Source organism: Salibacterium halotolerans (genome assembly GCF_900115625.1).
Lineage (GTDB): Bacteria > Bacillota > Bacilli > Bacillales > Marinococcaceae > Salibacterium > Salibacterium halotolerans.
This window is the reverse complement of sequence record NZ_FOXD01000004.1, coordinates 36838-63266: the sequence shown is the minus strand read 5'-3', so window position 1 is coordinate 63266 and position 26429 is coordinate 36838. Positions and strand designations below refer to the sequence as shown.

Sequence of the window (26429 nt, the reverse complement as noted above, 5' to 3'; positions counted from 1 at the left end):
TCTTTCAAACCTTAAATGGTTTTAACGAACGATACTTTTTGAAACCTGCCTGCTTTCGAAAACGTTTATTCGTGTAAGCTGTAAAAACATAATGGAGCGCTGCAAGGACGAACATTATCACGACATTATTTTCTTCCGGACCTTCCTGAATTCCGGTCGGACATTTCCTGATAAAGTCTTCAAACACCTGATCCGCCCTTTCTTTCCACAACACGCCCCCTCCGTTGTTGTTATAATAATCAATCCGCTCCAGCACAAGCGCCTCTTCTTTTTCGTCCAGCGATTCCCGGATCATCTGAACCAGCATGCCGTTTTCTCCTTTACTGTTCTCGGAAAGGAAAAACTGAATGAACTCTCTAAATGTCAGCTCCTGAAGGAAGGCATGGAATGAATGATACGATACGCCAAGTACATTGGCGGGTTTTATAGTAAGATATGTCATTGCTTCCCCCACTTTCGTCTACGCTTGGGTATCCGCTTTCTTTCCTTTATTATTCTGTATATAATTTCTCACAAACGGTGTGAAGAACGATATAACAGCTAACAGCAGGAACACCGCGGTGATCGGCCGGGTCATAAAGATAGTCAGCTCGCCGCCGGATTGTAATAAAGCCTGGCGGAAACTCTCTTCTGCGATGGGTCCCAAAATGATAGCCAAAACAATAGGAGTCGTGGGAACATTCAACTGCCGGAATATATACCCGATAACGCCAAAAGCCAGCATAACCCATATGTCAAAATAGCTGTTCTGAATGGCAAACGCCCCTACAATACTCAGCATCAGGATAATCGGTCCTAAAATGACAGCAGGCACCTTTAACACAGCGGCAAAATACTTGGTAAATGCCAGACCGAAAGCCATAAATAAAATGTTTGTTATCATTAAACTGAAAAACAAGGCGTACACCACATCGCCATTTTCCTCAAACAACATCGGCCCCGGCCGCAGCCCGTGTATCAAGAGACCTCCGATCAGGATCGCCGTCACGGTGTTTCCCGGTATCCCCAGTGTTAATAATGGGATAAGAGCCCCTCCGGTAACCGCGTTATTCGCGGCTTCCGGCGCGGCAACACCGCCGATTTCCCCTTTCCCGAATTGATCGGGCCTTTTCGACCAGCGGACCGCTTCATTGTAGGCGACAAAGGCTGCAGGATCACCGCCGATCCCTGGAATAATTCCAATAAATGTTCCAATGAGAGAAGAACGGGAAATATTGGGAAGCAGTTTGAAAATTTCTCCGAACGAGGGGCGCGAATGAGACGATACATCTTTGACCGTTTGTTTTTTCTCCTGCCCCACACTTTTTATCAGCATGAAAGACTGAGAAGCGGAAAACAGGCCGATTAAAACCGGTATCAGAGAAAAACCGCCGTTCAGCTCAGGAAGTCCCATGGTATACCTTGGATAGCCTACGATGGGATCGAGTCCCACAGTCGCTATCAAGACGCCGAATGCTCCTGCAATCAATCCTTTTATAGGATTTTTTCCTCCAAGGCTGGATACGACGGAAATGCCGAAAATCGCTACCGCAAAGTACTCCGCCGCTCCAAACCGCAGGGCTTGATCCGCCAGAAACGGCGCCGTGGTGGATAGAATAATCGCGCTTATAATGCCACCCAAACCGGAAGCAACAGCGGAGACCCCGAGAACTTTACCGGTCTCTCCCTGCTGGGACAGTGGATAACCGTCCAGAACCGTCGCAGCGCCGGCCGGGGTGCCAGGGGTATTCAACAAAATAGCTGAAATCGAGCCTCCGTAAACCGAAGCACAATAGATTGCTGAAAGCAGTATAATGCCACTTGCCGGATCCATGGTGAATGTAAAAGGAATGATAATCGCAACAGACATGGTTGAACTCATTCCCGGCAGACATCCCATGATAATTCCGAACAAGGTGCCGAATAATATAATGGATAGATTCGTGATTGTTAAAACATCTGCGACAGCGTTTAACCAAAGTTCCATTTGTCATTCTCCTTTAAAACCAATTTTCCAGCAGCCCCTGGGGAATAGGTACTCCCAGCAGAAATTGAAAAACAACCGTGATACCTATCGTCGTTCCAACAGACACGGCAATCAGCTTTCCTTTCTGCCTGTATTGAATAAACCACAACAGCAAAGCCAGGAAAAAAGGAGTTGTTAGTAAAAAGCCGATTCGTTCCATAATGAAAATGTAAAGAATTAATAGAGCGACCGAGGCAAACACCTTATGATCGTAGATCCGGGGTTTGATTTCTTTGTTCTCCTCATCTGTTTCTTTCTCCCGGTCAGGGTGAATCACCGTATCAACGATTAACAGGACCGATAAAAGAAGCATGGTGATGGCAAAAAACTGCGGCCACTGTCCGGCATCAGCGGAAAACGCGTTTCCCCAGAAGTAAAAAGTCAGTGCCAGAATAATGATGATTCCCGAGAATATAAAATTGTAGCTTCTCATCACAGGCCTCCTGTAGGTAATGTATAAGAGAATGGGCCGCTGCCTCTTCCGTCCGGCAGAGACCCATCGTACCGTTACTCTTCGTTATACCGTTCAAATTGACTATTCATCAGCTCGGTCAGCTCTTCCCCATTTCGAAAACGTGTGGTCATACCCTGGTTTTCCATGGACTGCTGGAAATCTTCTTCGTTGAAAGCCTTTTCCAAGTTGTTGGTCAAGAAGTTAATAATTTCGGAGTCGGTTCCTTCCGGTGCCACCAGGCCTCTCCAGGACTCATCTGTAATTCCTTCATATCCAAGATCGGCTGTCGTCGGTAAATCCGGATAATCCTGTGAACTGTCGCTGCTGAAGACCAGAATTGGTTTCAGATTGCCTTCCTGCACCTGGCCTTCCGCCTCGGAGAAACTGCTCATCGCAGCTGCATCATGACCGCCCGCGGCGGAACTGACAGCACGCGCCGCCCCGTCATACGGGACTGTGTTCGCATCTATGCCTTCTTCTTCAATCAAATCTTCCGCGGCAAAATTATCAGAAGCCTGCGCTCCGGATGTGGCAATGGTTACTTCGCCCGGATTGTTTTCAGCGTAAGTTATAAAGGACTCATAATCATCGTAGGGCGCATCCTGCGGCACATAAAGATAAGACACATCGCTTACCACCTGTCCGATAGGTTCATAGCTTTCATGGGTATAGCTGGTCTCACTGAATATCGGATTGGTGATCACAGAATTGGTGGCCAGCAGCAATGTATAACCGTCCGGCTCTGCGGAAGCGACGGCCTGTTGTCCAGCCGTTCCACTGCCGCCTTCCTGGTTTTCCACGACAATATCCTGGCCGACATGTTCTTCCATATTATCCGCGATCATCCTTGCGGTCGTTGTCGCTGCCCCGCCCGCTGCAAATGGAACAATGATTTGAATTTCATCATTGGGATAATTGGAACTCCCGTCGGACCCTCCAGACGAACTCTGTTCTCCGCATGCGCCCAATACGAGAATTCCTGCCATGATTGACGCATAAAGACCTGTTTTACTGACGAGTTTCATCATGAATGACTCCTCCCTTTTTATTAATTTCTTCCATGACGGTTCTCCAGCTTTCCGGGGTTTCATTGTGAAACGTCTCTCTTAAGCCTTTCGACGTTAAATCGGCCAGTCTTTCTTTTATAGCTTCGGCCATAATGGGACGTTCATCATTGGCTTCCATGAACGATACAACGTTGGACATCTCCGCTTCGCGGCGTTCGGAATGAATAGCACTGCCGGTAACAAGACGGTTCATGATTTCCTTGAATGGTTTTTCATCCATGGTTTGAGATATTGATTCGATAATCATGTCACTTAGTTCCAATTTATAAGATAATTGCAGTACTTCCTGAAACAGCATCGACAACCCTTTGGTATAAATGCTTCTGATAAATTTGATGTTGGTGGCATCGCCTGTTCGATCACTTACTTTTTCAATATTCATGTGAAAGGGCCGCATTCGTTCCATAAAGGCATCCACGCCGCTCCCGCTCGCAAGTACAGACACTCTGTGCTGAAACACCGGAAGCGGTCCCATTAACGCAACATCCACAAAATAATGATTTTTATTTAACAATTGCTCGTAAACTGTGTTTTTTACGGAGGCACCGGCTGTGGAGACATCGACATAGATGGTGTCTTCATGCAGAGGTCCGAGGCTGACTTTTTCCCAGGCGTCCCATGCGTGCTGAGCGGGGACAGCTGTAATCAGCACATCCGGCTGCTGCTGTGCCACCTGCACGGGATCCGGATATAATACGACACCCAGTTCTTTCGCTTTTTCTTTCACCTCCTCCCGGTCATATAATGGATCGTACGCATATATTTCTGTCACACTTTCCTCTTTGAATCCTTTGGACAATTCATAACTTACTTCTCCGAAACCTATAAACCCGATTCTCATTTTTGTAACTCCTATCCAAATGAAATATAGATACTCTTTTTCTGTTTGATTGCGCTTACAAAAAAAGACTGTACCAATAGAATTTCGATATTTCGGCTTTCGGCCAATGTGGTTTCATATCTGACAAAGTAGAAGCCCCTTTTCTGAAGACGAAATATTTCGAATTCTATATTCTTCAAATTTCAGCTAGTTTTCCGCGTGGTCGGGGTTTTCTTCTATACCGTCTCCAGCAAGAACGACCATCCCGGCTGCATCGTGACCCCGCCGCAGGAAATAGTTGTATTCACTTCCCCTGGGCCGTTTTATGAGGACCATCGGAGGTGAACCCTTTCGAAAATACAGTAAACCGCAGATCTTGTAACTTCTGCTTATCTCTTACCAACCCATCGACAACGATGCCATTTATCTCCGTTGCTTCCACTGCACATGTCATTAAATCCCCGAGATAGACGTTTTCCGTTTATCACCCGGATAAAGACTGACGGTCTGTGCCGTACCTGCAACGCTCATATCGTCGCAAACAGTTTTGATACAGAAATGATGGCGGCTTTGTTCGCCATCAAATCAGCAAGCATCGTAGTGTACAATTTCCGCGCTTGTTGGGTGACATGCTCTGGTATGGCGGCACATAGTCCTGCTTATCCCCCCTTTTTAAGTAATAAATATTACTACTTTTTAAAATTTGTAGTATTTATTACATTAATAATATCATCGGATTCGTGCCTTGTAAAACATAAATTTAAGCGCTTACAAAATTGTGTCTATTCCGATTATCTTCACCATGGCTGCAAAATAAGAGCATCATTCTATATCATCTTCAAACAAGCAAAGAAGTTGCTGTACCATGAACCGCAATCGTTTTACTTTTTATTTTCCCGATATGCCGGGAAATATCCCAGAATAAATGCAGTTCCGGAAAAAACCGCTGACAGGATGATAGTCGGTTGTGTCAGCCACTCGCTGCTCTGTACCATCAATGAGCCGCTCCCCACAACCAGACCAATGACCTGCAGTAGAATCATAAGCGCGGCAAACGTCAGGGATGCCACTAAACTGAGGGTGAACAATCGTTCCAGTACTTTCTGCATCATAACACCTTCCTTAGACGGGTAGTATGCCCATAGCAATGAGCCATCCAATACCTATAACCGGTAGTACGTAATAAATGAGAAGCGTCCCGAATAATCGTTCCGGTCTGGCTCCGACGATACCTGATGCGATATAGATCGAGCCGGAGGCCGGCGGCATCTGCGCGGACGTTGACGCGAAAGTCATGACAACAACAGCGGATGTCAGCGGATCGTAGCCGGCGGAGACGAGGATTTCATAGGAAACGAGTCCAACGGCTGTCAGGGTGCCCGTCGATGTCAACGGACCGGCGATAGCGGCAATGCCGATACCGAGAATAAGAACAGTCAACCAGCCTGGTGTGTTTGCCGCTTCTATCAGCCGGGCAATATTATCCGACAATCCGAGACGGGTTAAGACTTCACTGGCGGCCACCGCAAAAAAGATCAACGCCCCGATAACGGTAAAACGCGGTACCGCCCCTTGAATGAATGCAGAAAACTCCTTCATGGATCCGGGGATGGACGGCCTCGATATAAGAAAAGCCAGGATAATCATCAGTGTCGGAATCCACATGACAATATCGATACTGTCTAACGCTTCCTGTCCAAGAGACGGCGAATTGCTGATCCAGTCGGAAACCGGCCCGATTGTCAGAGCGAGCGGAATCACCGCCCCCAGATAAATCAACAAGGACGTCCATCCTGCCTTAACAGAGGAGCCGATAGACTGCAGAGACTCGGGTGGAACCGCTTTTATATTTTGCTTTTTAACAAAGTATCCTATTAAAATTAAACGGTGTATAAACTGGTAGGCACCAGCTGCCAAAAGAGCCAGAAAGTATTCGCCGGTCGTGACAGCTGCCGCCACCGGTGCAAAGCCGAGAACAATAAACATCGACGTGGTCGGCGGAAGAGAAGACGCCATACCGCCGTTTCCTACCATGACAATAGCAGCTCGGTCTCTTTCCCACTTGGTGCGCAGCATCCATGGTCCTGTAATAGACCCTGTCGCCGCGGTGTTTCCAGAGTCTCCTCCCGACAGTGTTCCTAATACAGAGGAACCAATGACGTCCATCAAAGCCGGAGCGCCGGGAAGTTTTCCGACAAAAGCATTCAATATAGTAAGCAGCCGCTCGACAATGCCGAACTTATCAATCACATAGGCCATAAACACAAAGGCAATGGCCGCGTACAACACAGAGAAGGTGGAGGCAAACGATAATCCCTGCAGAAACAGAGACGGCGCGTCTGCTCCGCCCAAAGGGACAATCAGCAGAAATCCGACGAGGGCGGCTTCTCCAAGATTTCGTTTTAATTTCACACTCCATATCACTAATACGCTTACAAAAATAATCAGGGCAATGATGCCCATTTGAGTCCCTCCTTCTTTGGCGGATTACTCCCTGTGGTTTACCGCCTTCACAACAGATTTCCAGTCTTTCGGCGCTTCGCCGTTGAAATAGTCTTTCAGGTTCTCCTCTGTCAGCGCCTGTAGTTTATTCCGCGTGGCTTCTGTCATGAGGGGCTGCTGGTCGTAAGACTGGATAAGGTCGATCACATTTTCCATTTCTTTGACCCGCCGCTCTGCATGCTGCACATTGCCGGTTATCAGGCGGTTCATGATATCTTCAAACGGTTCTTTATTCATCGTCTGACTGATGGATGCCAGCATGGTGTCTTCAAGATTAATCTTCTCCGCGATTTCCATCACTTCATGGAGAAGGGTGGATAAGCCTTTGGTGAAAATGCTGCGGATAAACTTAATATTGGTTGCATCTCCGGGGACGCTGCTGACGGACGTCGCGTTCATACCCAACGGACGGCTCCATTCCACAAAAGCCCCGGCTTCCCCGCCGCTGATCTTGATGGGCACCTCATGTCTGCTTTGTTTCAATGGCCCCATGATGGCTCCATCCAAAAACGTTTCGATCCCCTTTTCTTCCATCTTTGAGTTCACCTTCTGCTTTGTTTCAGCACCTGCTGTGGAAAGGTCCACATAAAACGTATTCCCGGCTGCATACGGCAGCACAGCCTGCCAGGCCTCCTCCGCAAAAGGTGCCGGCACGGCAACAAACAAAACATCCAGGTTTTCCTGGGCGACGAGGGCGGGATTGCTGTAAAGCGATACCAGGGCTTTTTCGGCCCGGTCCATGGTTTCCTGTTTTTCATACAGCGGATCATAGACGAAGATATGGTGGGTATCCCCGCTGTTGAATCCTTTGGACATCTCATATCCTACTTCACCGAAACCAATAAAACCGATATTCATGTTATCCTTCTCCTTTTTGCTCCGGTGTTACAAATCATACTGTTTCATTTTTTCTTCCAGCCAAGAAGGAGCAATGGCGCGTCTATCGTTATTCTCCGGAGAATGGGCGTCGATTTTCTGCATGCGGGCCTTTTCATACTCCAGTTTTTTCTCTGCTTCATCGAGCGTACTCTCGATGATGGAAGCCGGTATCACAACTACGCCGTCTTCATCCCCTATCACATAGTCATACGAGGAGACGACAGTGCCGCCGCAGGTAATAGTCTCATCAAAAGAACCCGGTCCGTCTTTGCTGGGACCTACGGGAATGAATCCTTTTGCGTAAACCTGAATATCCATGTCCCGGAGTTCCCGTTGATCACGAACGAGACCGTCTACAACGATACCCTTAATGCCGAGTTTCTGAGCGGCGCCGGCCATGAGTTCGCCCAGACAGGCGGATTGGGTATACCCTTTGCCGTCGACAACAAGAATATCGCCGGGGGTTGAAGCATAAATGGCATGATGTAAAAATAAATTGTCTCCCGGGGCAGCAGATACTGTCCGTACCTGACCTGCCAGCGGTTCTTTGTAATTTACAGGTTTCATTTTAAAATCCATTCCCTGCTGGACACCCATCACATCCGCAAAAACAGACGATGACCCTGCAGATTTCAACCTTTCAATTATCGGATTTTGTCGTTCGGACAGTTCTCGGTTCATCATCATCACTCCGTAATAATTATTACTTTAATATTAAATGTAGTAATTTTTATGACATTGTAAACATATCAAGTTCTGCTTTATTTGTAAAGCCTTACATTTGTTCTATAAAAGATGGATTCTCTTTTTTATTATTGTTATCGGTTTGATAGATTTCGCTCGTATTCAACAACGGTCCGCCTGTAATCTACAATATTTCGCTTGTTTCTACCTTCCTTTCGCTCGGATCACACCGCTGCGCTGCTCTTTCAAAAAAAAAAGGAGCTGTACCTTTTGATACAGTCCCCTCTTACGAAGTGTGTTATTTTGATTTCTTCACTTTTTGCTTTTTGTTAATTCCTGCATCGGGTTCGTGTACACCGTGGCGGTAGAAATCGGCATGGTCCGGCTCGAGCGGATCACGGCCGCGGATAAGGTCTGCTGCTTTTTCCGCCAGCATCAGCACAGGAGCATGGATATTGCCGTTTGTGATGTAAGGCATTGCGGACGCATCGACGACCCGGACATTGTCGAGCCCGTGAACCTTCATCGTTTCCGGATCTACGACAGCCATGGGGTCGGACGCCGGCCCCATTTTCGCGGTGCATGACGGATGGAGTGCCGTTTCCGCATCTTCTTTCACCCACTCCAGAATCTCCTCCTCTGTCTGCACGGAAGTTCCGGGTGAAATTTCTCCTGAATTATAGGGAGCGATCGACGGCTGAGCCATAATGTCGCGTGTCACACGTACGGCTTCCAACCATTCGCGGCGGTCCTGATCAGTGGAAAGGTAGTTGTAGACCATGCTCGGATGCTCTTTCGGATCATTCGAACGAATCTTCAAGGACCCGCGCGCATCGGAGAACATCGGGCCGACGTGTACCTGGAATCCGTGATCGGTTTCCGCCTGCTGGCCGTCATAACGTACCGCTACCGGCAGGAAGTGATACATCAGGTTCGGGTAGGGAACATCTTCGTTCGAACGGACAAACCCGCCGCCTTCAAAATGGTTGGTTGCCGCCGGTCCTTTGCGGCCGAACAGCCACTGCAGACCGATCCACGGCATCCGTGTTTTCTTTAGATTAGGCTGCTCGGAAACAGGTCTTGGGCAGCTGTATTGAATGTAGGCTTCGAGGTGATCCTGAAGGTTTTCGCCGACCCCCGGAAGATCAACCACCGGTTCCACGCCGACAGAACGCAGATGCCCGGCATCCCCTACCCCGGACAGCTGCAGCAGCTGCGGCGTATTGATGGCCCCTCCGGCAAGAATGACTTCTCCGGCAGAGACTTGATGCGTCTTTCCGTTCCGCTTATAGGTGATGCTGTCCGCCTTTGTGCCGTTGAAATCAATGCTTTTCACAAACGCTCGCGTCTTCACTGTGAGATTCTGCCGTTTCATGACCGGACGCAGGTACGCACGTGACACGGACATCCGTCTGCCTTTGTACACATGTTTATCAAACGGTGCGAAACCTTCCTGGCGGAAACCATTCACATCAGGTATCCGCGAGTAACCGGCGTCGACAGCTGCATCAAAAAAGGCCTGGAATAAAGGATTTTTGGCCGGGCCGCGTTCCAGTTTCACCGGACCGTCATGGCCGCGGTATTCATCATCTTTATCCGCTGCAAGCGCATTTTCGAGCCGCTTGAAATAAGGAAGACAATGCGCGAAGTCCCATGTCTCCATACCCGGGTCCGAGCCCCAGCGTTCATAGTCCAGAGGATTGCCGCGTTGGTAAATCATCCCGTTAATGGAGCTTGAACCACCCAAAACTTTTCCGCGGGCATGCTTCACACGCCGACCATCCATGTAAGGTTCAGGGTCCGATTCGTACTTCCAGTCATAAAACGGTTTGCCGGCGGGAAAAGGCAAGGCTGCCGGCATCTGAATCAACAGGTCCCACGGATAATCACTGCGTCCTGCTTCCAGAACAAGGACACTGTTTTTCCCATCTTCACTTAGACGGCTGGCAAGAACAGAACCCGCACTGCCGCCTCCAATCACAACATAATCATAACGTTCGCTCATCATAGATACCCCCTTGGGATCAAAAATTTGAAGCTGCATCCGTATCTTAAGAAAATTGTTTTGTTAAATTTTTATTTAACGTTTTTAACACAATTAATTTATCATGGTATGTTTCTTTTGTAAAGGGAGATCATAGAGGATTTAAATTCAATAGATTCTAGAAGGAGGGGGGAAGAATCAGAAAAAGGGTAAGCACGAATGGAAATGTAACAAGAATCATGCGAAGACTGAGTGTTACATGAGTGGAGGGGGATAAGAGGAGACGGAAGACATAATGGCAGGCAGCGGCCGGCGCAAAGAAAATCCCGCTTGAAATAGTTTTATTATTAATCTTCTTCCTTAATCGGCACATAACCTGTTTTTTCAATCAAAGATTGTCCCTGATCCAACAGTATCCATGTAATAAAGGCGTCGAGGCGGGGGTTGTCGGATCCGTTCGTAATCGCATAAAATTCGCTCGTTAATGGATATCGATCCTGCTGGATGGATGTCTCTTCCGGTTTCACATTGTTCACTTTTAAAAGCTTCACGCCATTGTTTTCTACCATCTCGGTGGCGAAATAGCGGTAGGAAAAACCAATTGCATTGCGGTGATTCCGGTAATCGGACGTTTTCTCCACAATCCCGCCCATACCGCTGACCTGCTGATCGGCAGGCGGATCCATAATCGGTGTTTGTCCCATCATATTTTGAAGCCCTGTCTGACTGCCGCTTCCTTCCGGCCGTTGAAAAGCTATTATATTCTGGTCGCGTCCGCCCACTTCTTCCCAGTTCGTGATGTTTCCGGCATAGATCTGCCGCAGCTCTTCCACCGTCAAGCTGTCAACCGGATTGCTTTTATGGACAAAAAAGACAAACGCTTCTTTTCCTATAGGAATCTGTTTTTTCTCCGGTCCAAGCTTTTCCTCCTGCTTATCAGACGGCCCCGCTGCAAAGATCATATCCACCTCGCCGTCCGCCAGACGGCGGTAGGCTCCGTTTGTTTTGGAGACAACCACTTCACTGCGCTGCGTGCTGCCGTGGGGATAGGAATCTTTTGGATAGACGGCACGAGCAAAGGCCGCATACACCGGATATAACGCGGTAGCTCCGTCCAAAGCAGGGAGATTCTCTTCTATCGTATAGTTAGACGTTCCATCAAGCGAAGCTGCTTTTGTATTTTCATGAAACGGTTCGTATGCTGTTAAATCTATCTCCGCACGCTGGATTTCAATATGACTCATATAAGCATCGTACCCGGCATAACCGGCAGTAGGTACAACAAGCAGAAGCAGCGGAATAAGAACCTTCATACGTGCCGATACACGGGAGAATACTCCCAGTATCCATAAGTCCCCTGATATTAATATCGCAGCAGCGGTAATGCCGACATATATGTAGCCGCTCTGGGGAAAAATGAGCAAGGAAAAAAATACTGCTATGGCACCCACCAAGCCAAAAATAATAGTAAAAGCGAGCATTCCAACTATTCGTTTGGCCACTTTCTGTCTCCCCTTTCCTACTATCAGGAATCCTGATTCTTCAGTTCATCTAAGCGCTTTTCGGCGTCTTCCTTATGAAATGTGCTGTACCGCCTGTAATTCTCGTCGTCCAGGATCCGGTAATGATTACTGATTACATTTTGCTGCAGGCGGTAAGTGTCTTCTCTCGTAATCTCCTTCCACCATACGGTTCCTCCCATTGTTTTAGCCTTTGGTGCTTCATCATTTTGGAAACCAACCAATTGAATAAACTCTACCGGGTCATCACCCAGAAGCGACAGCAGTACTTCACTGTGATTGAACAACCCGCATACCGCTGCTACGGTGGTCCAATTTGCGGTCGTTCTGCCTTTTTCTATCTGAACAAGTGTTTTCTTTGAAATGCCCAGAATTTCCGCCATTCTGTCCTGGGTATAGTCCTGTTCTGTCCTTATCAGTTTTATTTTGTCCGAAATAAGAGCAATAGCTTTCTGCTGATCCATCCGAAGTCTCCTTTTTCACTTTTAGTGTAATTATACACTTTTCGTTTAATTTTTTAAATCTTACTGTTAAAAAAGTTTCGTTCGCACGTATTTCACAGTACTCCACTTGTAACAGGCAGGAACAGTTTCGTTTCAAAATTTGAAATCATATACCAACATTAGTCACAAAATTGATTTTTCATACCAGAAGGGGGTACTATGACATGGAAAGTACTGATGTTGATAGCTAAGGGAGGGATTCATACTGGAAGGGGTTCTTTACAAAATAAGAGAATCATTCAACCACGTTAAACCGTCAGAAGGAGCTGTAGCGTCCTTTATTTCAGAAAATCCGGAAAAGGCTGTATCCATGACTGTTAAACAGCTTGCGGAGGCAAGTTATGCCAGTCCTTCAGCGGTTATGCGCTTTTGTCACACTCTCGGATACAATGGATTCAAGGATTTTAAATTAAAATTATCCGGCGATCTGGCCGTCAATAACTTACACGATCTGGAACAGGAAACACTGGCACCTGGGGACTCCATTGATAAAATGATGTCGGTTATCACCAATACAAATATGCAATCTCTGTACAGTTCCCTGCAGTTGATACAAAAAGATCAATTTGAAACAGCCTATAATCATCTGATCCAGGCAAAGAAAATTGACTTCTATGGTGTAGGTTCCAGCTTTTTAATTGCTTATGACGCGATTCAAAAGTTCATGCGCATCAATAAAACCTGTACCGCTTACAATGATTTTCACATGCAAAAAGTGTCGGCTGTGAATTTGAACCAAGAGGATGTGGCTGTTGCCATCTCTTATTCCGGGGAAACCAAACAAGTGAATAATTGTGTGAAAATTGCCCAATCAAAAGGCGCAAAAGTGATTGCAATTACGAAATATGCAGATTCCGAATTAAGTGAAATAGCTGACGCTGTATTATTTGTTGCCGCTCAGGAGGATGAATTCCGCAGTGCTGCCATGTCCTCCCGGATTGCTTCGTTAAATGTGATTGACATGCTTTACACCGCCTGTGCTTACGAAGATTACGATCGTTCCCTAGCCCATTTAAATCAAACGTACGACATTATCCACCAAAGCCAGAGGGAGGAACCACGAAATGTGCAAAGCAGCAACAAGTACAACCGAAGAACGTAATGATAAAACCATGAACTTGGATGAGATGAGCACCCATGACATATTACAGATCATGAATCAAGAAGATGAAAGCGTTACCAAATCTGTAAACAAAGAAATTATTCAAATCGAAGAAGCAGTGTCAATGGTCATTGACTCTTTCACAAAAGGTGGCAGGCTTATCTATATTGGAGCCGGTACAAGCGGACGTCTGGGTATTCTTGATGCAGTAGAGTGCCCTCCGACATTCGGCACAGACCCTGATAAAGTCCGGGGACTCATTGCCGGCGGAAAAGACGCTATCATGAAAGCAGTTGAAGGGGCGGAAGATGATCCTCAACTTGCCAAAACAGATTTGAGAGACCTGCATTTAACAGAAAAGGACATGGTCATTGGGCTGGCAGCCAGTGGTCAAACCCCCTATGTCATCGGTGGTTTGGAATACAGCAGCAAGATTGGTGCCCGCACGGCCTCCATTAGCTGTAACAAAAATGCCCTCTGCAGCCGATATGCCGACACCCCCATCGAAATTGAAGTCGGACCTGAGATTTTGACAGGATCCACCCGACTAAAAGCAGGAACGGCCCAGAAACTGGCGGTAAACATGATTTCGACCAGTGCCATGATTGGCATCGGTAAAGTATATAAAAACTTGATGGTCGATGTTCAATTAACGAACCAAAAACTGATCGAGCGGGCTAAAAATATTATTTCCCTGGCAGCCGAAGTCGAGTATGACACTGCTTCAGCTTATTTGGAAAAATCTCATCAAAATCCAAAGGCCGCAATTATTATGATTAAAGGACAGTGCAGTTACGAACAAGCCAAGCATTATCTTGAACAGGCAGATGGATTTGTGCGCGAATCTATCAAAATAGCTACTGATAAGGATGGTGAAACCTTTGGATAACCAAAAGTTGGCACAGTTGATTGTCGAAAACCTTGGCGGCGAAAACAATATCAGCAATCTTACCAATTGTATAACAAGGCTGCGGATTGATCTTAAATCACGCAGTAATGTGGATTTGGAAGCGCTTAAACAACTAGAAGGGATCTTAAGTGTTATCGACCAAGGTACCATTCAAATCGTTTTAGGTCCTGGTAAAGTAACAAAGGTGGCCAACGAAATCCATGAGAACACTACCATTTCCGTTGATGTCGAGGAAGAAGAGGACAACAGCGAATTTGACATGGCATCTGATACAAAAGCATCTTATAAAGCTAAACAAACATCTATGTTTCAGCAATTATTCAGACACATTGGTAATATTTTCGTTCCCATCGTCCCCGGACTTGTCGCCTCGGGTTTAATGCTTGGAATCGCAAATCTTATAACCAACCTGGCCAACCCCGATGCAGGAATGCTGGATCCTTCGGTTCTTGAGACGGACTGGTTTATGCTGCTAAGTGCTATCGGCAATCTCTTATTTGGTTCTCTTGGTGTATTTGTCGGTATAAACACTGCAAGAGAATTCGGCGGTACGATGGTTCTCGGTGGTATCGCAGGACTGCTTATTTACGCCCCTGTGTTAGGAGACGTCGGCTCCTTAAGTTTATTTGGGATAGACTTGAATCTCAGTTCAGGTCTCGGCGGCCTGCTCGGTGTTATTGCTGCCGCTTACCTGTTCACACAAATTGAAAAATTCACCCGCAAACGAATGGCAGACAGCCTGGATCTTGTTTTCACGCCACTGATCACCGTAATGGTCGGATCTCTTATAACCATTGTAATCATCCAGCCCCTTGCAGGCTTGCTGATGGACGGCATTACGTGGTTCCTAGTTGATATCATGCTCCAGACAGGCGGCATTTTAGGCGGATACGTCCTTGCCGCAACGTTCCTGCCGCTAGTTACTGTCGGAATGCATCAGGGCTTGATTCCTGTACACCTGGAGCTCATTAATCAATATGGCTCCACCACACTTCTTCCAATACTTGCCATGGCAGGCGGCGGTCAAGTTGGTGCTATGATTGCTATTTATATCAAAGCGGAAAACAAGCGTTTGAAAAACACAGTCGCAAGTGTTCTGCCCGTAGGTTTTCTTGGGATCGGTGAACCGCTTATTTACGGCGTCAGTCTCCCGCTTGGTCGCCCATTCATCACAGCTTGTCTTGGTGCTGGATTCGGTGGTGCCTTCTTATCACTTTTCAGTGTAGGTGCCATTACCGTCGGTCCCTCCGGAGTCGTCCTGATTCCACTGATTGCAGACAATAAGTATTTACTATATATTATCGGTCTTCTCATTTCTTACGCCGGCGGATTTATCCTGACTTATCTGTTTGGTTATAAAGAAGAAATGGTCGAAAAACTTTACGGTAAAGAAACGGAGAAAGCAGAAAAAACGAAGGCACCCGCACAGCAGGAAGAAATCATTATCAGCAGCCCTTTATCCGGAGAACTGCGCCCGTTAAACGAATTAAGCGATGAAGTCTTTGCCACAGAATCAGTAGGCAGGGGAATTGCCATTTTCCCAAGCGAAGGAAAATTATATGCTCCAGCCGACGGCAAAGTGACGACTGTCTTTCCTACCGGCCATGCTATTGGGATCACAATGGATAATGGAATGGAATTATTATTGCATCTGGGGCTGGACACTGTTGAAATAAAAGACAACGTATTCGAGGTGAACGTCACCAAAGGAGAAGAAGTGAAAAAAGGCCGGCTTTTATGCACCTTTGATATGGAGGCCATCGCCGGCAAAGGCTTTGAACGGATCTCCCCCATTGTTATAACCAATTCGGACGACTACACCGAAATTGCCACGGTCAATCATAAACAAATAGAAGCCGGCGATAAATTATTTACGGTCAAATGAGATTCAAGTCTCATGTTGGCGCAGGGGTGCCGGTATAGTCGAGTGTAAAAGAAGAAAGGCCGGCATGTTATTTTTTCCTGCCTGATTGAGTAGGAGGGGGGGTAACTAACCCCCGTCCTCTTCATTTCCACTTTCTGGTTTTCGGTTTTTGCCAATTTATTTTTTTCTACTTGTCTTTGTAGTAAATATTAGCCCCAGCCATAAACCCAGTCCAACAAGGAAAAAGATTATGAACGAACTGATAGCAATAAAGGTTTCCCCAGTGGCCAATCCGGACGTGCAAGCGATAAAAATGCTGAAAAGGATAATACCAATGGCCAGGGTATAAAGCAATGCGCGGCCTTTGATCATCGCGTATCGAGTTGCTGTTTCTCTCGTGAGCAGACTGTATGTGAATAACATTCCGCCGCCTACGATGAAGATAGCTGGTCCTGTCACTGCTTCACCCGGAAGTCCCATGAAATACAACATAGTTGTCGTTAGACCTCCGAAGACCATGACTAATATTCCAACAATGAGTCCTGCGGTTGAGATCCTCGATACCATGGATGTGTACACATCTCTTTTTGATTGATCTTCCCCAATTTGACGCATATCTTCTTTCAGGCCGCTCAAATCACCTATCGACTGAATCGCCTCTTGAAGGGCTGTGCCTTCTGACTTTCCTTCTTTTTCTAAATCTCGTGCTCTTTCTTTTAGGTTGACGGTTAATTCTTCTTTCAGTTCATAAAGCTGCTGGCTTGTTCCTATTCCGGAAAACTCCCGGTCGATGAAAGCTTTGATTTTTTTATCCAGATCAATTTGACGCTTCATTCGCATCATTTCTCCCTTCAATTAATTTATTTAATATTTCTTTTGCAAACGCCCATTCTTTTTTGTTTTGATGAAACCTCTCTTTTCCTTCATTTGTAATCTGATAATATTTGCGACGGCCTCCCTGGCTTTCATCTCCCCAATAAGAAGCAATGCATCCTTCTTTTTCAAGACGGCGAAAGGCAGTATAAAGCGTAGCTTCTTTCAATTCATATTGCCCATCACTCATTTCAAAAATGGTTTTATAAATCTCATAACCGTAACTATCTTGCTGATGCAGGATGTTGAGCACGATTGTATCGGTATGCCCGCGAATCAAGTCATTCGAAATTTTCTTGCCCAATGTTTTTTCACCTCCTACAGATTGCAGTATATAACACATTACCGTTTCTGTCAAAGTAATTTGTTTGAAATAATAATTAAGAAAAATCCGCAGAATATACTCGTCATTTTGCTAGTAGAAAATTTTTCAATTCATTTCTTCCTGGTAATATGAAGGGAGGAAAGCGAAAGGTAAATTTTTGAAAAAGGAAAAGAAAGACAGAGGACATTTAAAATTGACAGATTATATAAGGTGGACTGAAGAACCAGAAGAAGGAGAAGAAGGAGTGGAAATATAACGAGAACCATGCGGACTTTTTGCATCACATTACGGGGAATCAGAGTACATTGTAAGGATTAAACGCATCCTATGCCGCCCTTTTTCTGTTTCTGATTATGATTGTGACGTTAAAACGACGTCTAAGCCTTACTTTCTGCCTTGGATGCAGAAAAAGTAAGATTTAGCTGCCGGTAGAGGTATGATAGATAAGAAATAAAACCCCGGCTGCTTAAGCAGCCGGGGTTTTGTCATAACCAGGGTGTTTTAATCCATTCTTTTTTCCCATCCACCTTTAATGTCGACACCGGAAGCTGCAGCGGTTTCTTCGAGTTCGCTGATTTCCTGGTCGGACAATGTCACGCCTGCAGCGGAGGCAGCGCCGTCCACGTGATGTGGTTTTGTCACACCGACAATCGGTACGGTGCCTTTGGCAATGGCCCAGGCCATCGCAATCTCAGCTGTTTTTACGTTATGTGTTTCAGCTTTCTTTTTCAAGAGTTGAAGCAGGTCATCCAGCTGTCCCATAACTTCGGCGTTGAAAGCATCGCCGCGTCTTGTGCCGGGCTGCATCGGATTATTTGCATCAAATTTGCCGGACAACGCGCCCTGCTCCAGTACCATATAAGAAAAGAACACGACATCGTTGTCGCGGCACCAGTCGATAATGCCGGCATCTTCCGACGAACGGTACAACAGACTGTAATGGTTCTGCACCGCAGATAGTCTCAAGCCTTCTGCTTCAAGAATCGACGCCGCCTGTTTCACTTCTTCGAGATTGTGGTTGGATACGCCGGCGTGCTTGATTTTACCGTTTTTCATCAACGGAATCAGCTCTTTCGTCCAACGATCTACATCGGTTGGATTGTGGATCCAGTAAATGTCCGTATGATCGATATCAAGGCGTTCCAGTGTCGTGTCGAGCGCCTTTTCCACTGGTTCCACGCTCATACCAGGCGTGAATTTCGTCGACAGAAAAAGATCCCGGCGGCCCTGCATAAAGCGGCCGAGAATCGTTTCAGCATTCCCCATGCCGTACACCGCAGCTGTGTCCCAAAGGGTGAAACCGGCGTCTACAGCTTTATCAAAGACAGGCCGCAGATCTTCTTCTGTAAGATGATTGCCGAAAATGTCTTCGCCGCTGTTGGAGCCTGTCCCCCACGACCATGTACCGAGTGCGATGGATGGAATATTTTCTTTCGTTAATGGTGTCTGTGCCATAAGTGACGCTCCTTTCGTGTTTCGCGTGAATGGCTAACGTATCACTTCAGTCTGTATTTCCTCAAAATAAGTGCTCAAAACGTTTATCTGCAGTCGGTGCGTTTCCTGCTGCGGGCGAAAATGGGGTGACTACGAGCGAAATGGTGTCCATTGCGGGCGAAAATTTGTCGAAATCGAGCGAAATCCTTCCTCTTTCGGGCGATTCCCCGAAACATACTATTTTTACTGCTCCACCATCTGAATCAAATTGCCGCATGTGTCATCGAACACAGCGATAGTGACTCCGTCCATATCGGTGGGCTCCAACGTAAATCTCACGCCGAGCTCCTTCAGCCGCCGGTACTCCTGCCAAATGTCAGCCACACCGAACATTGTGGCCGGTATATTGTCCGCGAACAACTTCTGCTGGTATTCCTTCGCAGCGGGATGTCCGTTTGGTTCAAGCAGCAGTTCCGTACCTTCCGTATCCTCCGGCGAGACAAATGTCAGCCAGCGGGCGCCGCCTGCCGGCATATCATGTTTTTTCACAAAACCAAGCTTCTCCCCGTAAAAGTGTGCCGCTCTCTCCTGATCTTCCACAAAAACACTCGTCACTACAATTTTCATCAACTTTCCCCCTTTCCTCTATCCTAGGATGATATGGTTCCACCGTATTGATCTTCGAATTCTTTTATCGTTTCGCCAGGTACCAGCACCGGCTGATAATATGTTTCGTTCGGCAGGTTTCTCGCTCCCTGTAATTTTTTAATAACCCAGTCCGCTGCGTCACGCCCCATCTGCTCCTGGGGATGGGTGAGCGTGGAAAGGTGGATGTTTGCGTTTTTGGCAATATAAGAGTTGTCCTGGCCGATAATGGACAGCTCATCCGGAATCGCCATACCAAGCTCCCTGCATACATTCGCGACTTCAAGTCCTACTTCATCATTGTAGCAGACAACACCGGTCAAATCGTCTTTATTTTGCATCAGGAACTCTTTTATATCCGTATACAGCTCTGACTTTGATTCTGTCGTATAGGACAATATATGTTCCGGCTTAAATTCCAGCCTGGCTTCTCCTATCGCTTGAATAAATCCTCTCATTCTATATTTTCCCTGCAGATCATCCATTTTGGCGATGAGGCCGATCCCGGCATGGCCTTTTGAAATCAATTCCCCCGTGGCAAGATAGCCCGACTGCACGTCGTCCAGACATAGAAACGGAACGTCCAATTCATCATAATACGCATTAATCATAATAATGGGAACATCCTGCTCTTTGAACGACATGTAGTAGGCGATATTCGGGTTATATAGATTACTCTTTGTCGGTTCAATAATCAGACCGTCCACCCCAAACGAAAGCATCGTTTCCAGCGCATCTTTTTCCTGCTCCACGTTATTGTTTGTGCTGGCGAGCAGCAGGGAGAAACCGTCATCGTTTAATCTGCTTTCAATACCGCGGATGATGGAAGGGAAAATATAATCGGAGATGTAGGTGGTGATCACACAGATGGTTTTTTTACCGGCTCTGGATGGGTGAATGGATGGGTGCTGGTTTATGACATACGTACCGGATCCTTTTTCCGTCCTCAGAAATCCTTCATTCGACAGTTCCGCAATCGCTTTCCGAACCGTCTGCCGGCTGACTTCATACCGGCTCTGCAGAGTAGACTCCGTTGGGATTTTTTTATCCTGTGCATAATCCCCGGAAAAAATACTGCTTTTTATATCATCCATAATCATTTGATATTTCGGCTTCATGTCATCCCTGCTTTCCTGAAGATTTCTCTCTTCGCTCTTGATGGGCATATTCTATCACGGCTCTGCATGAATGAAAACGTAATGAAGGGAGGTTTTATGATAATTTGTACGTACAAATTATTATAGTATTGACAAATGTACGAACATAAAATACACTGTAGTCGAAATTTATTGAAATTGATATATAACCACCTGCAAACATCGCCTTTATTTTTTGTGTATAATTGAAATCGTTATCAGAGAGGAGGAATACGCAAAATGAATCACTCAGATGTTAAACAGGCCATTACAGACGGCGAAACGTCCCTCGGTATTGAGTTCGGTTCAACACGTATTAAGGCAGTACTTATGGATGACCATTTTGAAACAATCGCCTCCGGCAGTCATGAGTGGGAAAACCGGCTGGAACATGGATTCTGGACGTATAATCAAGTGGATATGATTACCGGCCTGCAGGAAGCCTACAGCGATATGAAACAGAAGGTGGAAAGCACGTACGGGATAACGATACGCACGATTGGATCCATCGGAATATCCGCCATGATGCACGGATATATGCCTTTTGATCATACGGGCGAGCTGCTCGTACCGTTTCGGACCTGGCGTAATACCACGACGAGTCAAGCCGCTGAAGAGTTAACGGATTTATTTCAGCATAATATTCCGGAACGCTGGAGTATCGCCCACCTTTATCAGGCCGTCTTGAATGACGAACAGCACGTGTCCCGTATCGATCATATTACGACGTTAAGCGGATACATCCACTGGCTGCTTACCGGTAACCAGGTGATTGGAACCGGTGATGCTTCCGGCATGTTTCCACTCGATGAAACCACCCTGGACTATAAACAGTCCATGGTCGATCAGTTCGATGAACGAACTGCGTCAAAAGAGTATCCCTGGAAACTAAAGGATATTCTCCCTAAGGTCTTGGATGCAGGCGAAAAGGCAGGAACATTAACCGGTGCCGGGGTTAAAATCCTCGACCAGTCCCAGAACCTGCAGCCAGGCATTCCGTTCTGTCCGCCCGAAGGTGATGCCGGAACCGGGATGGTTGCGACAAACAGTGTCAGAAAACGTATCGGCAACGTCTCTGTAGGGACTTCTGTCTTTGCCATGATTGTGCTGGAGCAGGATTTATCCAGCATACACCCGGAAATTGATCTGGTTACAACACCGAATGGAAGCCCGGTTGCCATGGTTCACGCCAATAACTGTTCCAGTGATTTGGACGCCTGGCTCGGATTGTTCCGGGAATTTTCAGATGCCATGGGACAAGTTGTGGATTCCGACAAGTTGTTCTCCGTGATGCTCACCAAAGCGCTGGAAGCGGATCCGGACGGGGGCGGTCTCCTCAGTTACGGCTATTTCTCCGGGGAAAATATCACAGGGCTGGAAAGCGGCCGGCCGTTGTTTGCCCGTTCACCTGAAAGTACATTTAATCTCGCCAACTTCATGCGCACCCACCTGTTTTCTGCATTTGGGGCACTCAAAATCGGCATGGATCTCTTAACAAAAGAAGAACAGGTGACCATTGATAACATGTTCGCGCACGGCGGGTTATTTAAGACGCCGGTTGTCGGACAGAAAATCGTTGCCGCTGCTATCAATGCTCCCGTTTCCGTTATGGAAACAGCCGGTGAAGGCGGAGCGTGGGGAATAGCCATCCTTGCTTCCTATATGAAGAGCAAAGAGAAAGAGGAACGCCTGGAAGATTTTCTGGATGAAAAAGTATTTAAAGATATCGGCAGGCAGGAGATTTATCCCGATCACCGTGATGTCGAAGGCTTCGAAACATTTATTGAGCGGTACAAGAACGGCCTTATCATCGAACAGACGGCTGTTGATCATCTGGCCCCGGATAACCAGAACCATTAACTGGAAAAAAGGAACTCCCGTTTCAGGGCAGAGCCAAGATCGTCAGCCATCTGCCCTGCTGTTTTTCTGTTCAACTTGTACGTACAATTTAAGAAAATGTACAATAATTGGTTTTTATAATCAACAAGTGGTATTTTCCGCATAGCAGGAAACCGCTTATGATGGTGCATTCGAACTATTTACTTTATAAGAGGAGTGATTGTTATGGAAACTATCCAAAACCCCATCGTATTACAGAGAGCAGACCCGTTTGTTTATAAACACAGGGACGGATTTTATTACTTTACCGGCTCCCATCCGGCGTATGACCGGATTATTATAAGACGCGCGCAGCATCTCTCTGACTTGTATGATGCCGAAGAACACACCGTTTGGCGTAAACACAGCGAGGGACCGCAGAGTGATCTGATCTGGGCTCCTGAACTTCACCGGATAAATGGAAAATGGTACATCTACTATGCCGCTTCTCCGGACGACAAAATCGTAGATGACACGTTCAATCACCGGATGTATGTGCTGGAAAATGAATCGGACAATCCTATCGAAGGAGAGTGGAAGGAAAAGGGACAGATAGATCCAGGCTGGTCCACGTTTGCCCTTGATGCCACCACGTTCGAACACAACGGCGTGCAGTATTACGTCTGGTCGCAGCAGGACCTGGATATTACCGGCCACTCCAATATTTATATCGCTGAGATGGAGAATCCGTGGACATTAGCGGGGCCTCCCGTTCTGCTCACCAAACCTGAATTGTCGTGGGAAATCAAAGGATTCTGGGTGAATGAAGGCCCTGCCGTTTTGATTAGAAACGGGAAGGTTTTCATTACATACTCGGCAAGTGCTACAGGCATTGATTACTGCATGGGCATGCTGACAGCAGATACAGATGCGGATCTTTTGAACCCGGATTCCTGGACGAAACGTCAGGAGCCGGTCTTTGAAAGTTATACACCTAATCAACAATACGGACCGGGGCATAACAGCTTCACCGTATCCGAAGACGGAAATACCGACATTTTGATTTACCATGCCCGGAATTATACAAAAATCGAGGGCGACCCATTGTATGACCCAAACCGTCATGCTCGTGCACAGGTTATTACGTGGAAGGAAGACGGTACACCGCATTTCGGCGTTCCCGCTGCGGATGACAGATGGACCCCTGATACAACCAAGATTTTAACGAAAGAGGATGAATATGAATAGTTTAAAAAACAGCACCTTTTGGAATTTCGGCGGTATTAACTTTTTCTATTTTACCGTCTGGACACTCATCATCACGTTTCTGCCGCTGTGGTTAAATGACCAGGCAAATCTAAGTACAGCGGAAGCAGGCATCGTGTTTTCCACGATGTCTGTTGTGGCCATATTTTTGGAACCGGTTTACGGGGTTATTCAGGATAAACTGGGACTCAGAAGACATTTATTTGCCTTTGTTGTTTTGTGTTTATTGATGATTGGACCTTATTTTGAATTTGCGTTCATCCCACTCCTTCAATTCAACGTTGTTTTCGGCAGTATAGCCGGCGGGGCTTTCTTAAGCCTGTGTTTATACAGCGGTGTCGGTGTTGTAGAAGCGTATACAGAAAGATCGAGCCGCGCCAGTAATTTTGAATACGGCCATGCCCGCTTATTTGGATCTCTTGCAGGCGGGGCGTTTGCCTTTATCGGCGGTATTATGTTTGTACGAGAACCATTCAGTGTTTTCTGGGTATGTACCATCTCCGGCATTCTGCTTGGCATTCTGCTTTTGATGGTAAACGTTAGAAAATTGGATTCCCAGCGAAAAGAAAATGAACCAGTTGATACCGGCAGCGAAGATACGAAAAAAGACGAAGGATCCCACGTGAATAAAGACAGTATTCTGAGTGTTTTTAAGAAAAGAAGTTTCTGGGGACTCTGTCTTCTAATTATCGGAAGTGCCAGCCTGTATGATGTTTTTGATCAACAGTTCCCCAACTACTTTGTCAGTTTCTTCCCTGATGAAGCAAACGGAGAATCCATTTTCAGCAGATTAGCCTCGGTGCAGATATTTATGGAAGCCGGCTTTATGGTTCTTGCTCCCTGGTTTATTAACAAAATCGGAGCGAAAAACGGACTGATTCTGTACGGGCTCATTTTATTCGTACGGGTTATTGGAACCGCTTTATCCACTACGCCGGCACTGCTTGCACTCTGGAAGCTGCTCGCGGCTATCGAGATGCCTCTTATGCTTGTCTCGATTATGAAGTACATTGTGAATGTGTTTGATGTGCGCCTTTCCGCGACAGTCTATATGTTAGGATTTAACGTGGCAAAACAGCTTGGTGTCGCCTTCTTTTCTGTTTTTATGGGAAGTCTTTATACCAGTCTTGGATTCCAGAACGCGTATATTATTATGTCCATTATCGTTCTGGCCCTCGTCATCCCAGGTGGACTATTAATGAGAAGCGACAAAAAATCCACACCGCCGTCATATTCTGCGGTGGAAGGGCTGAACTATTCTTAAAAAAATTTAAAACAGCATCACTATAAGATAAAAGTTACCGGACGATGGTGCGGAATGCTTACGTGCTGCATCCCGTACTATCGCCCGAATCATTATTGAATGATGCTCCAATTGTTTATCACAGTGATTTAATCATCATCACTGTCCTCATCATCGTCATCATCGTCATCATCGTTGTCGTCATCATCATCGTCGTCGTTGTCATCGCGGTCCTGCTCGGTTTCCACCACTTTACCGGACTGGCCGCTCACTATAATTTCGTACTCCGTGCTGCCGTCTTCCATCTGCACTTCATAGTAGCCATCGTCCAGATCCACTTCCGTTACATTCCCTGCGCCTTCTGCTTTAGCAGCTTCCACTGCCTGTTTTTCTGAAATGCTCACCTGACTGTTATTGTCATCATCGTCATCGTTGTCATCGTGCTCGGTTCTGATCACTTTTCCGGAGTTGGCATCGATATCAAGATCCATGTCTCTGCCATCCGCGTCCGTCCCGTCCACTTCGTAAAGGAAACGACCGTCATCTTCGTCTTTTTCTATATGATCCACTGTCAGTCCCTGCACCTTCTCTTTCGCCGCGGCTTCCGCTTCACTCACGGAAAGCTCCGCCTTCTGCCCGTTCCAGTCATCCCCGCTGTCTGCCATCGCGCTCACACCAAACGTGCTGCCTACAACAACCGCGCCCGCGACACTGCTTACGATCCACTTCTTCTTCATTCTTTTTTCCTCCTTTGATTGAATCTATCTACAGCTTAACCAATCAAGATGAGAATTCATGGAAAGAAAAATGAGAATCTGATAAGAATGTCAGTCATCCCACGTGACAGACATGATCTCTCCGGTGATGCTGTTTACCTGCACCGTCGCTTCTCTTTCATCTTCTCTTTCTATTTCAACTAAAAAGAAAGAGCCGCTTTCCGAAGACTCTCGTTCAATATCATCCACAGTGCCGGATACACGTTCCAACGCAATCGTTTCTGCCTGCTCCTTCGTCATGGGTTCCGGGGTTTTTTTGGATGTTTCCGGTTTTTCCGGAGTTTCCTGCGCCTCCTGCGTTTCCGGTGATTGAGATTGGCTGGATGTTCCGGCCGTGTTATCTTCAGAGGGGGCGGCCTGGGTCTGCTCCATCCGGAGGACGTTCCCATCCTCTCGGGAAACCTCGAGCTCATACTTCCCGGTTTCCTTCGATAAAGAAACCAGGTACTGGTTCCCCTCACGCCGGATGCCCGTGATGCTTCCACTGTACTGCTCTTCTACTTTCTGCCGTACATCCTCTGCGGACACCCTTTCCTCTCCACCCCACAGCCGGAAACCCTGCCAACCGGCTAAAACGAGAAAAACCGTCACAAGAGCGATGGATATCGTATATTTCATG

The 26429-nt window shown here is 46.7% G+C and carries 27 protein-coding genes; 6 read left to right on the top strand and 21 right to left on the bottom strand.

The window, feature by feature from the left end:
- Positions 1-4 precede the first annotated feature (4 nt).
- From BM124_RS04750 to BM124_RS04690, 14 genes are all read right to left on the bottom strand, one after another.
- Positions 5-442 carry a hypothetical protein gene (locus BM124_RS04750; RefSeq protein ID WP_093335655.1) on the bottom strand — a complete coding sequence of 146 codons (438 nt, stop codon included), beginning with the start codon at positions 440-442 and terminating at the stop codon, positions 5-7.
- Between the two features lie 18 nt (positions 443-460).
- A complete protein-coding gene (locus BM124_RS04745; RefSeq protein WP_093335654.1) occupies positions 461-1966 on the bottom strand; it encodes a tripartite tricarboxylate transporter permease in 1506 nt (501 codons plus the stop codon).
- Between the two features lie 13 nt (positions 1967-1979).
- On the bottom strand, positions 1980-2438 hold the full coding sequence (locus tag BM124_RS04740) for a tripartite tricarboxylate transporter TctB family protein (protein WP_093335653.1): 459 nt from the start codon (positions 2436-2438) through the stop codon (positions 1980-1982).
- A 74-nt stretch (positions 2439-2512) separates the two neighbouring features.
- Positions 2513-3487 (bottom strand): tripartite tricarboxylate transporter substrate binding protein, encoded by a 975-nt coding sequence (locus BM124_RS04735; protein ID WP_170840964.1) that lies wholly within the window; start codon positions 3485-3487, stop codon positions 2513-2515.
- The gene (locus tag BM124_RS04730; RefSeq protein ID WP_093335649.1) at positions 3468-4367 is read right to left on the bottom strand and encodes an NAD(P)-dependent oxidoreductase; all 900 of its coding nucleotides are present in this window, start codon (positions 4365-4367) and stop codon (positions 3468-3470) included. Before BM124_RS04730 ends, BM124_RS04735 begins: the two co-directional genes overlap by 20 nt.
- Before the next feature lie 186 nt (positions 4368-4553).
- On the bottom strand, positions 4554-4682 hold the full coding sequence (locus BM124_RS19470) for a hypothetical protein (protein ID WP_280139710.1): 129 nt from the start codon (positions 4680-4682) through the stop codon (positions 4554-4556).
- Complete coding sequence (locus tag BM124_RS19665) at positions 4651-4800, bottom strand: RraA family protein (RefSeq protein WP_093335648.1); 150 nt, start codon at positions 4798-4800, stop codon at positions 4651-4653. Before BM124_RS19665 ends, BM124_RS19470 begins: the two co-directional genes overlap by 32 nt.
- Positions 4801-5227: 427 nt before the next feature.
- Positions 5228-5455 carry a hypothetical protein gene (locus tag BM124_RS04720; protein WP_093335646.1) on the bottom strand — a complete coding sequence of 76 codons (228 nt, stop codon included), beginning with the start codon at positions 5453-5455 and terminating at the stop codon, positions 5228-5230.
- Between the two features lie 13 nt (positions 5456-5468).
- Positions 5469-6809, bottom strand: a complete 1341-nt coding sequence (locus tag BM124_RS04715) for a TRAP transporter large permease subunit (protein ID WP_093335644.1) — start codon at positions 6807-6809, stop codon at positions 5469-5471.
- A 24-nt stretch (positions 6810-6833) separates the two neighbouring features.
- A complete protein-coding gene (locus tag BM124_RS04710; protein ID WP_093335643.1) occupies positions 6834-7706 on the bottom strand; it encodes a DUF1932 domain-containing protein in 873 nt (290 codons plus the stop codon).
- Between the two features lie 27 nt (positions 7707-7733).
- Positions 7734-8408 (bottom strand): RraA family protein, encoded by a 675-nt coding sequence (locus BM124_RS04705; RefSeq protein WP_093335641.1) that lies wholly within the window; start codon positions 8406-8408, stop codon positions 7734-7736.
- Between the two features lie 301 nt (positions 8409-8709).
- The gene (gene betA, locus BM124_RS04700; protein WP_093335640.1) at positions 8710-10416 is read right to left on the bottom strand and encodes a choline dehydrogenase; all 1707 of its coding nucleotides are present in this window, start codon (positions 10414-10416) and stop codon (positions 8710-8712) included.
- A gap of 326 nt (positions 10417-10742) precedes the next feature.
- On the bottom strand, positions 10743-11897 hold the full coding sequence (locus tag BM124_RS04695) for a PstS family phosphate ABC transporter substrate-binding protein (RefSeq protein WP_093335638.1): 1155 nt from the start codon (positions 11895-11897) through the stop codon (positions 10743-10745).
- Between the two features lie 23 nt (positions 11898-11920).
- Positions 11921-12379: a helix-turn-helix transcriptional regulator gene (locus BM124_RS04690; protein WP_093335636.1), complete on the bottom strand. Its 459-nt coding sequence runs from the start codon at positions 12377-12379 to the stop codon at positions 11921-11923.
- A 241-nt stretch (positions 12380-12620) separates the two neighbouring features.
- On the opposite strand from BM124_RS04690, the gene BM124_RS04685 reads away from it, so the two are divergent.
- Genes BM124_RS04685 through BM124_RS04675 form a run of 3 tightly spaced genes read left to right on the top strand, consistent with a single transcriptional unit; the run spans position 12621 to position 16315 of the window.
- Positions 12621-13520, top strand: a complete 900-nt coding sequence (locus BM124_RS04685) for a MurR/RpiR family transcriptional regulator (protein WP_342028596.1) — start codon at positions 12621-12623, stop codon at positions 13518-13520.
- Positions 13483-14409 carry an N-acetylmuramic acid 6-phosphate etherase gene (murQ, locus tag BM124_RS04680; RefSeq protein ID WP_093335632.1) on the top strand — a complete coding sequence of 309 codons (927 nt, stop codon included), beginning with the start codon at positions 13483-13485 and terminating at the stop codon, positions 14407-14409. The genes BM124_RS04685 and murQ overlap by 38 nt, the downstream gene beginning before the upstream one ends.
- Complete coding sequence (locus BM124_RS04675; RefSeq protein ID WP_093335630.1) at positions 14402-16315, top strand: glucose PTS transporter subunit IIA; 1914 nt, start codon at positions 14402-14404, stop codon at positions 16313-16315. The genes murQ and BM124_RS04675 overlap by 8 nt, the downstream gene beginning before the upstream one ends.
- A 156-nt stretch (positions 16316-16471) precedes the next feature.
- Here BM124_RS04675 and BM124_RS04670 read toward each other — a convergent pair whose 3' ends face one another.
- The 5 genes from BM124_RS04670 to BM124_RS04650 all read right to left on the bottom strand — a co-directional run bounded on the left by BM124_RS04670 (position 16472) and on the right by BM124_RS04650 (position 20689).
- On the bottom strand, positions 16472-17128 hold the full coding sequence (locus BM124_RS04670; protein WP_212634934.1) for a permease prefix domain 1-containing protein: 657 nt from the start codon (positions 17126-17128) through the stop codon (positions 16472-16474).
- Positions 17112-17510: a PadR family transcriptional regulator gene (locus tag BM124_RS04665; RefSeq protein ID WP_425288551.1), complete on the bottom strand. Its 399-nt coding sequence runs from the start codon at positions 17508-17510 to the stop codon at positions 17112-17114. Before BM124_RS04665 ends, BM124_RS04670 begins: the two co-directional genes overlap by 17 nt.
- 483 nt (positions 17511-17993) lie before the next feature.
- Positions 17994-18947, bottom strand: a complete 954-nt coding sequence (locus BM124_RS04660) for an aldo/keto reductase (protein ID WP_093335624.1) — start codon at positions 18945-18947, stop codon at positions 17994-17996.
- 222 nt (positions 18948-19169) lie between these two features.
- Positions 19170-19553, bottom strand: a complete 384-nt coding sequence (locus tag BM124_RS04655) for a VOC family protein (RefSeq protein WP_093335623.1) — start codon at positions 19551-19553, stop codon at positions 19170-19172.
- A gap of 23 nt (positions 19554-19576) precedes the next feature.
- A complete protein-coding gene (locus BM124_RS04650; RefSeq protein ID WP_093335892.1) occupies positions 19577-20689 on the bottom strand; it encodes a GntR family transcriptional regulator in 1113 nt (370 codons plus the stop codon).
- A gap of 258 nt (positions 20690-20947) precedes the next feature.
- Here BM124_RS04650 and BM124_RS04645 point away from each other — a divergent pair, with 258 nt between their 5' ends.
- From BM124_RS04645 to BM124_RS04635, 3 genes are all read left to right on the top strand, one after another.
- Positions 20948-22567 (top strand): xylulokinase, encoded by a 1620-nt coding sequence (locus BM124_RS04645; RefSeq protein ID WP_093335621.1) that lies wholly within the window; start codon positions 20948-20950, stop codon positions 22565-22567.
- 204 nt (positions 22568-22771) lie between these two features.
- Positions 22772-23773, top strand: coding sequence for a glycoside hydrolase family 43 protein (locus tag BM124_RS04640; RefSeq protein ID WP_093335619.1), 1002 nt, complete (start codon positions 22772-22774; stop codon positions 23771-23773).
- Positions 23766-25055, top strand: a complete 1290-nt coding sequence (locus tag BM124_RS04635; protein ID WP_093335617.1) for an oligosaccharide MFS transporter — start codon at positions 23766-23768, stop codon at positions 25053-25055. The genes BM124_RS04640 and BM124_RS04635 overlap by 8 nt, the downstream gene beginning before the upstream one ends.
- A gap of 128 nt (positions 25056-25183) precedes the next feature.
- On the opposite strand, the gene BM124_RS04630 is transcribed toward BM124_RS04635, so the two are convergent.
- Complete coding sequence (locus BM124_RS04630) at positions 25184-25771, bottom strand: PepSY domain-containing protein (protein WP_093335615.1); 588 nt, start codon at positions 25769-25771, stop codon at positions 25184-25186.
- Between the two features lie 90 nt (positions 25772-25861).
- Entirely contained in the window at positions 25862-26428 is a 567-nt protein-coding gene (locus tag BM124_RS04625; RefSeq protein WP_093335613.1) for a PepSY domain-containing protein, read from the bottom strand.
- Position 26429: the final 1 nt, after the last annotated feature.

Bases quoted from the DNA above. Each gene is read 5' to 3' on its own strand.
- BM124_RS04655 (WP_093335623.1), bottom strand. From the start codon at position 19,553: ATGAAAATTGTAGTGACGAGTGTTTTTGTGGAAGATCAGGAGAGAGCG.
- BM124_RS19470 (WP_280139710.1), bottom strand. From the start codon at position 4,682: ATGGTCCTCATAAAACGGCCCAGGGGAAGTGAATACAACTATTTCCTG.
- BM124_RS04665 (WP_425288551.1), bottom strand. From the start codon at position 17,510: ATGTGTTATATACTGCAATCTGTAGGAGGTGAAAAAACATTGGGCAAG.
- BM124_RS04740 (WP_093335653.1), bottom strand. From the start codon at position 2,438: ATGAGAAGCTACAATTTTATATTCTCGGGAATCATCATTATTCTGGCA.
- BM124_RS04750 (WP_093335655.1), bottom strand. From the start codon at position 442: ATGACATATCTTACTATAAAACCCGCCAATGTACTTGGCGTATCGTAT.
- BM124_RS04640 (WP_093335619.1), top strand. From the start codon at position 22,772: ATGGAAACTATCCAAAACCCCATCGTATTACAGAGAGCAGACCCGTTT.
- BM124_RS04660 (WP_093335624.1), bottom strand. From the start codon at position 18,947: ATGGCACAGACACCATTAACGAAAGAAAATATTCCATCCATCGCACTC.
- BM124_RS04720 (WP_093335646.1), bottom strand. From the start codon at position 5,455: ATGCAGAAAGTACTGGAACGATTGTTCACCCTCAGTTTAGTGGCATCC.
- BM124_RS04710 (WP_093335643.1), bottom strand. From the start codon at position 7,706: ATGAATATCGGTTTTATTGGTTTCGGTGAAGTAGGATATGAGATGTCC.
- BM124_RS04670 (WP_212634934.1), bottom strand. From the start codon at position 17,128: ATGAAGCGTCAAATTGATCTGGATAAAAAAATCAAAGCTTTCATCGAC.
- BM124_RS19665 (WP_093335648.1), bottom strand. From the start codon at position 4,800: ATGACATGTGCAGTGGAAGCAACGGAGATAAATGGCATCGTTGTCGAT.
- BM124_RS04705 (WP_093335641.1), bottom strand. From the start codon at position 8,408: ATGAACCGAGAACTGTCCGAACGACAAAATCCGATAATTGAAAGGTTG.
- BM124_RS04715 (WP_093335644.1), bottom strand. From the start codon at position 6,809: ATGGGCATCATTGCCCTGATTATTTTTGTAAGCGTATTAGTGATATGG.
- BM124_RS04690 (WP_093335636.1), bottom strand. From the start codon at position 12,379: ATGGATCAGCAGAAAGCTATTGCTCTTATTTCGGACAAAATAAAACTG.
- murQ (WP_093335632.1), top strand. From the start codon at position 13,483: ATGTGCAAAGCAGCAACAAGTACAACCGAAGAACGTAATGATAAAACC.
- betA (WP_093335640.1), bottom strand. From the start codon at position 10,416: ATGAGCGAACGTTATGATTATGTTGTGATTGGAGGCGGCAGTGCGGGT.
- BM124_RS04745 (WP_093335654.1), bottom strand. From the start codon at position 1,966: ATGGAACTTTGGTTAAACGCTGTCGCAGATGTTTTAACAATCACGAAT.
- BM124_RS04730 (WP_093335649.1), bottom strand. From the start codon at position 4,367: ATGAGAATCGGGTTTATAGGTTTCGGAGAAGTAAGTTATGAATTGTCC.
- BM124_RS04645 (WP_093335621.1), top strand. From the start codon at position 20,948: ATGAATCACTCAGATGTTAAACAGGCCATTACAGACGGCGAAACGTCC.
- BM124_RS04650 (WP_093335892.1), bottom strand. From the start codon at position 20,689: ATGAAGCCGAAATATCAAATGATTATGGATGATATAAAAAGCAGTATT.
- BM124_RS04735 (WP_170840964.1), bottom strand. From the start codon at position 3,487: ATGATGAAACTCGTCAGTAAAACAGGTCTTTATGCGTCAATCATGGCA.
- BM124_RS04630 (WP_093335615.1), bottom strand. From the start codon at position 25,771: ATGAAGAAGAAGTGGATCGTAAGCAGTGTCGCGGGCGCGGTTGTTGTA.
- BM124_RS04635 (WP_093335617.1), top strand. From the start codon at position 23,766: ATGAATAGTTTAAAAAACAGCACCTTTTGGAATTTCGGCGGTATTAAC.
- BM124_RS04625 (WP_093335613.1), bottom strand. From the start codon at position 26,428: ATGAAATATACGATATCCATCGCTCTTGTGACGGTTTTTCTCGTTTTA.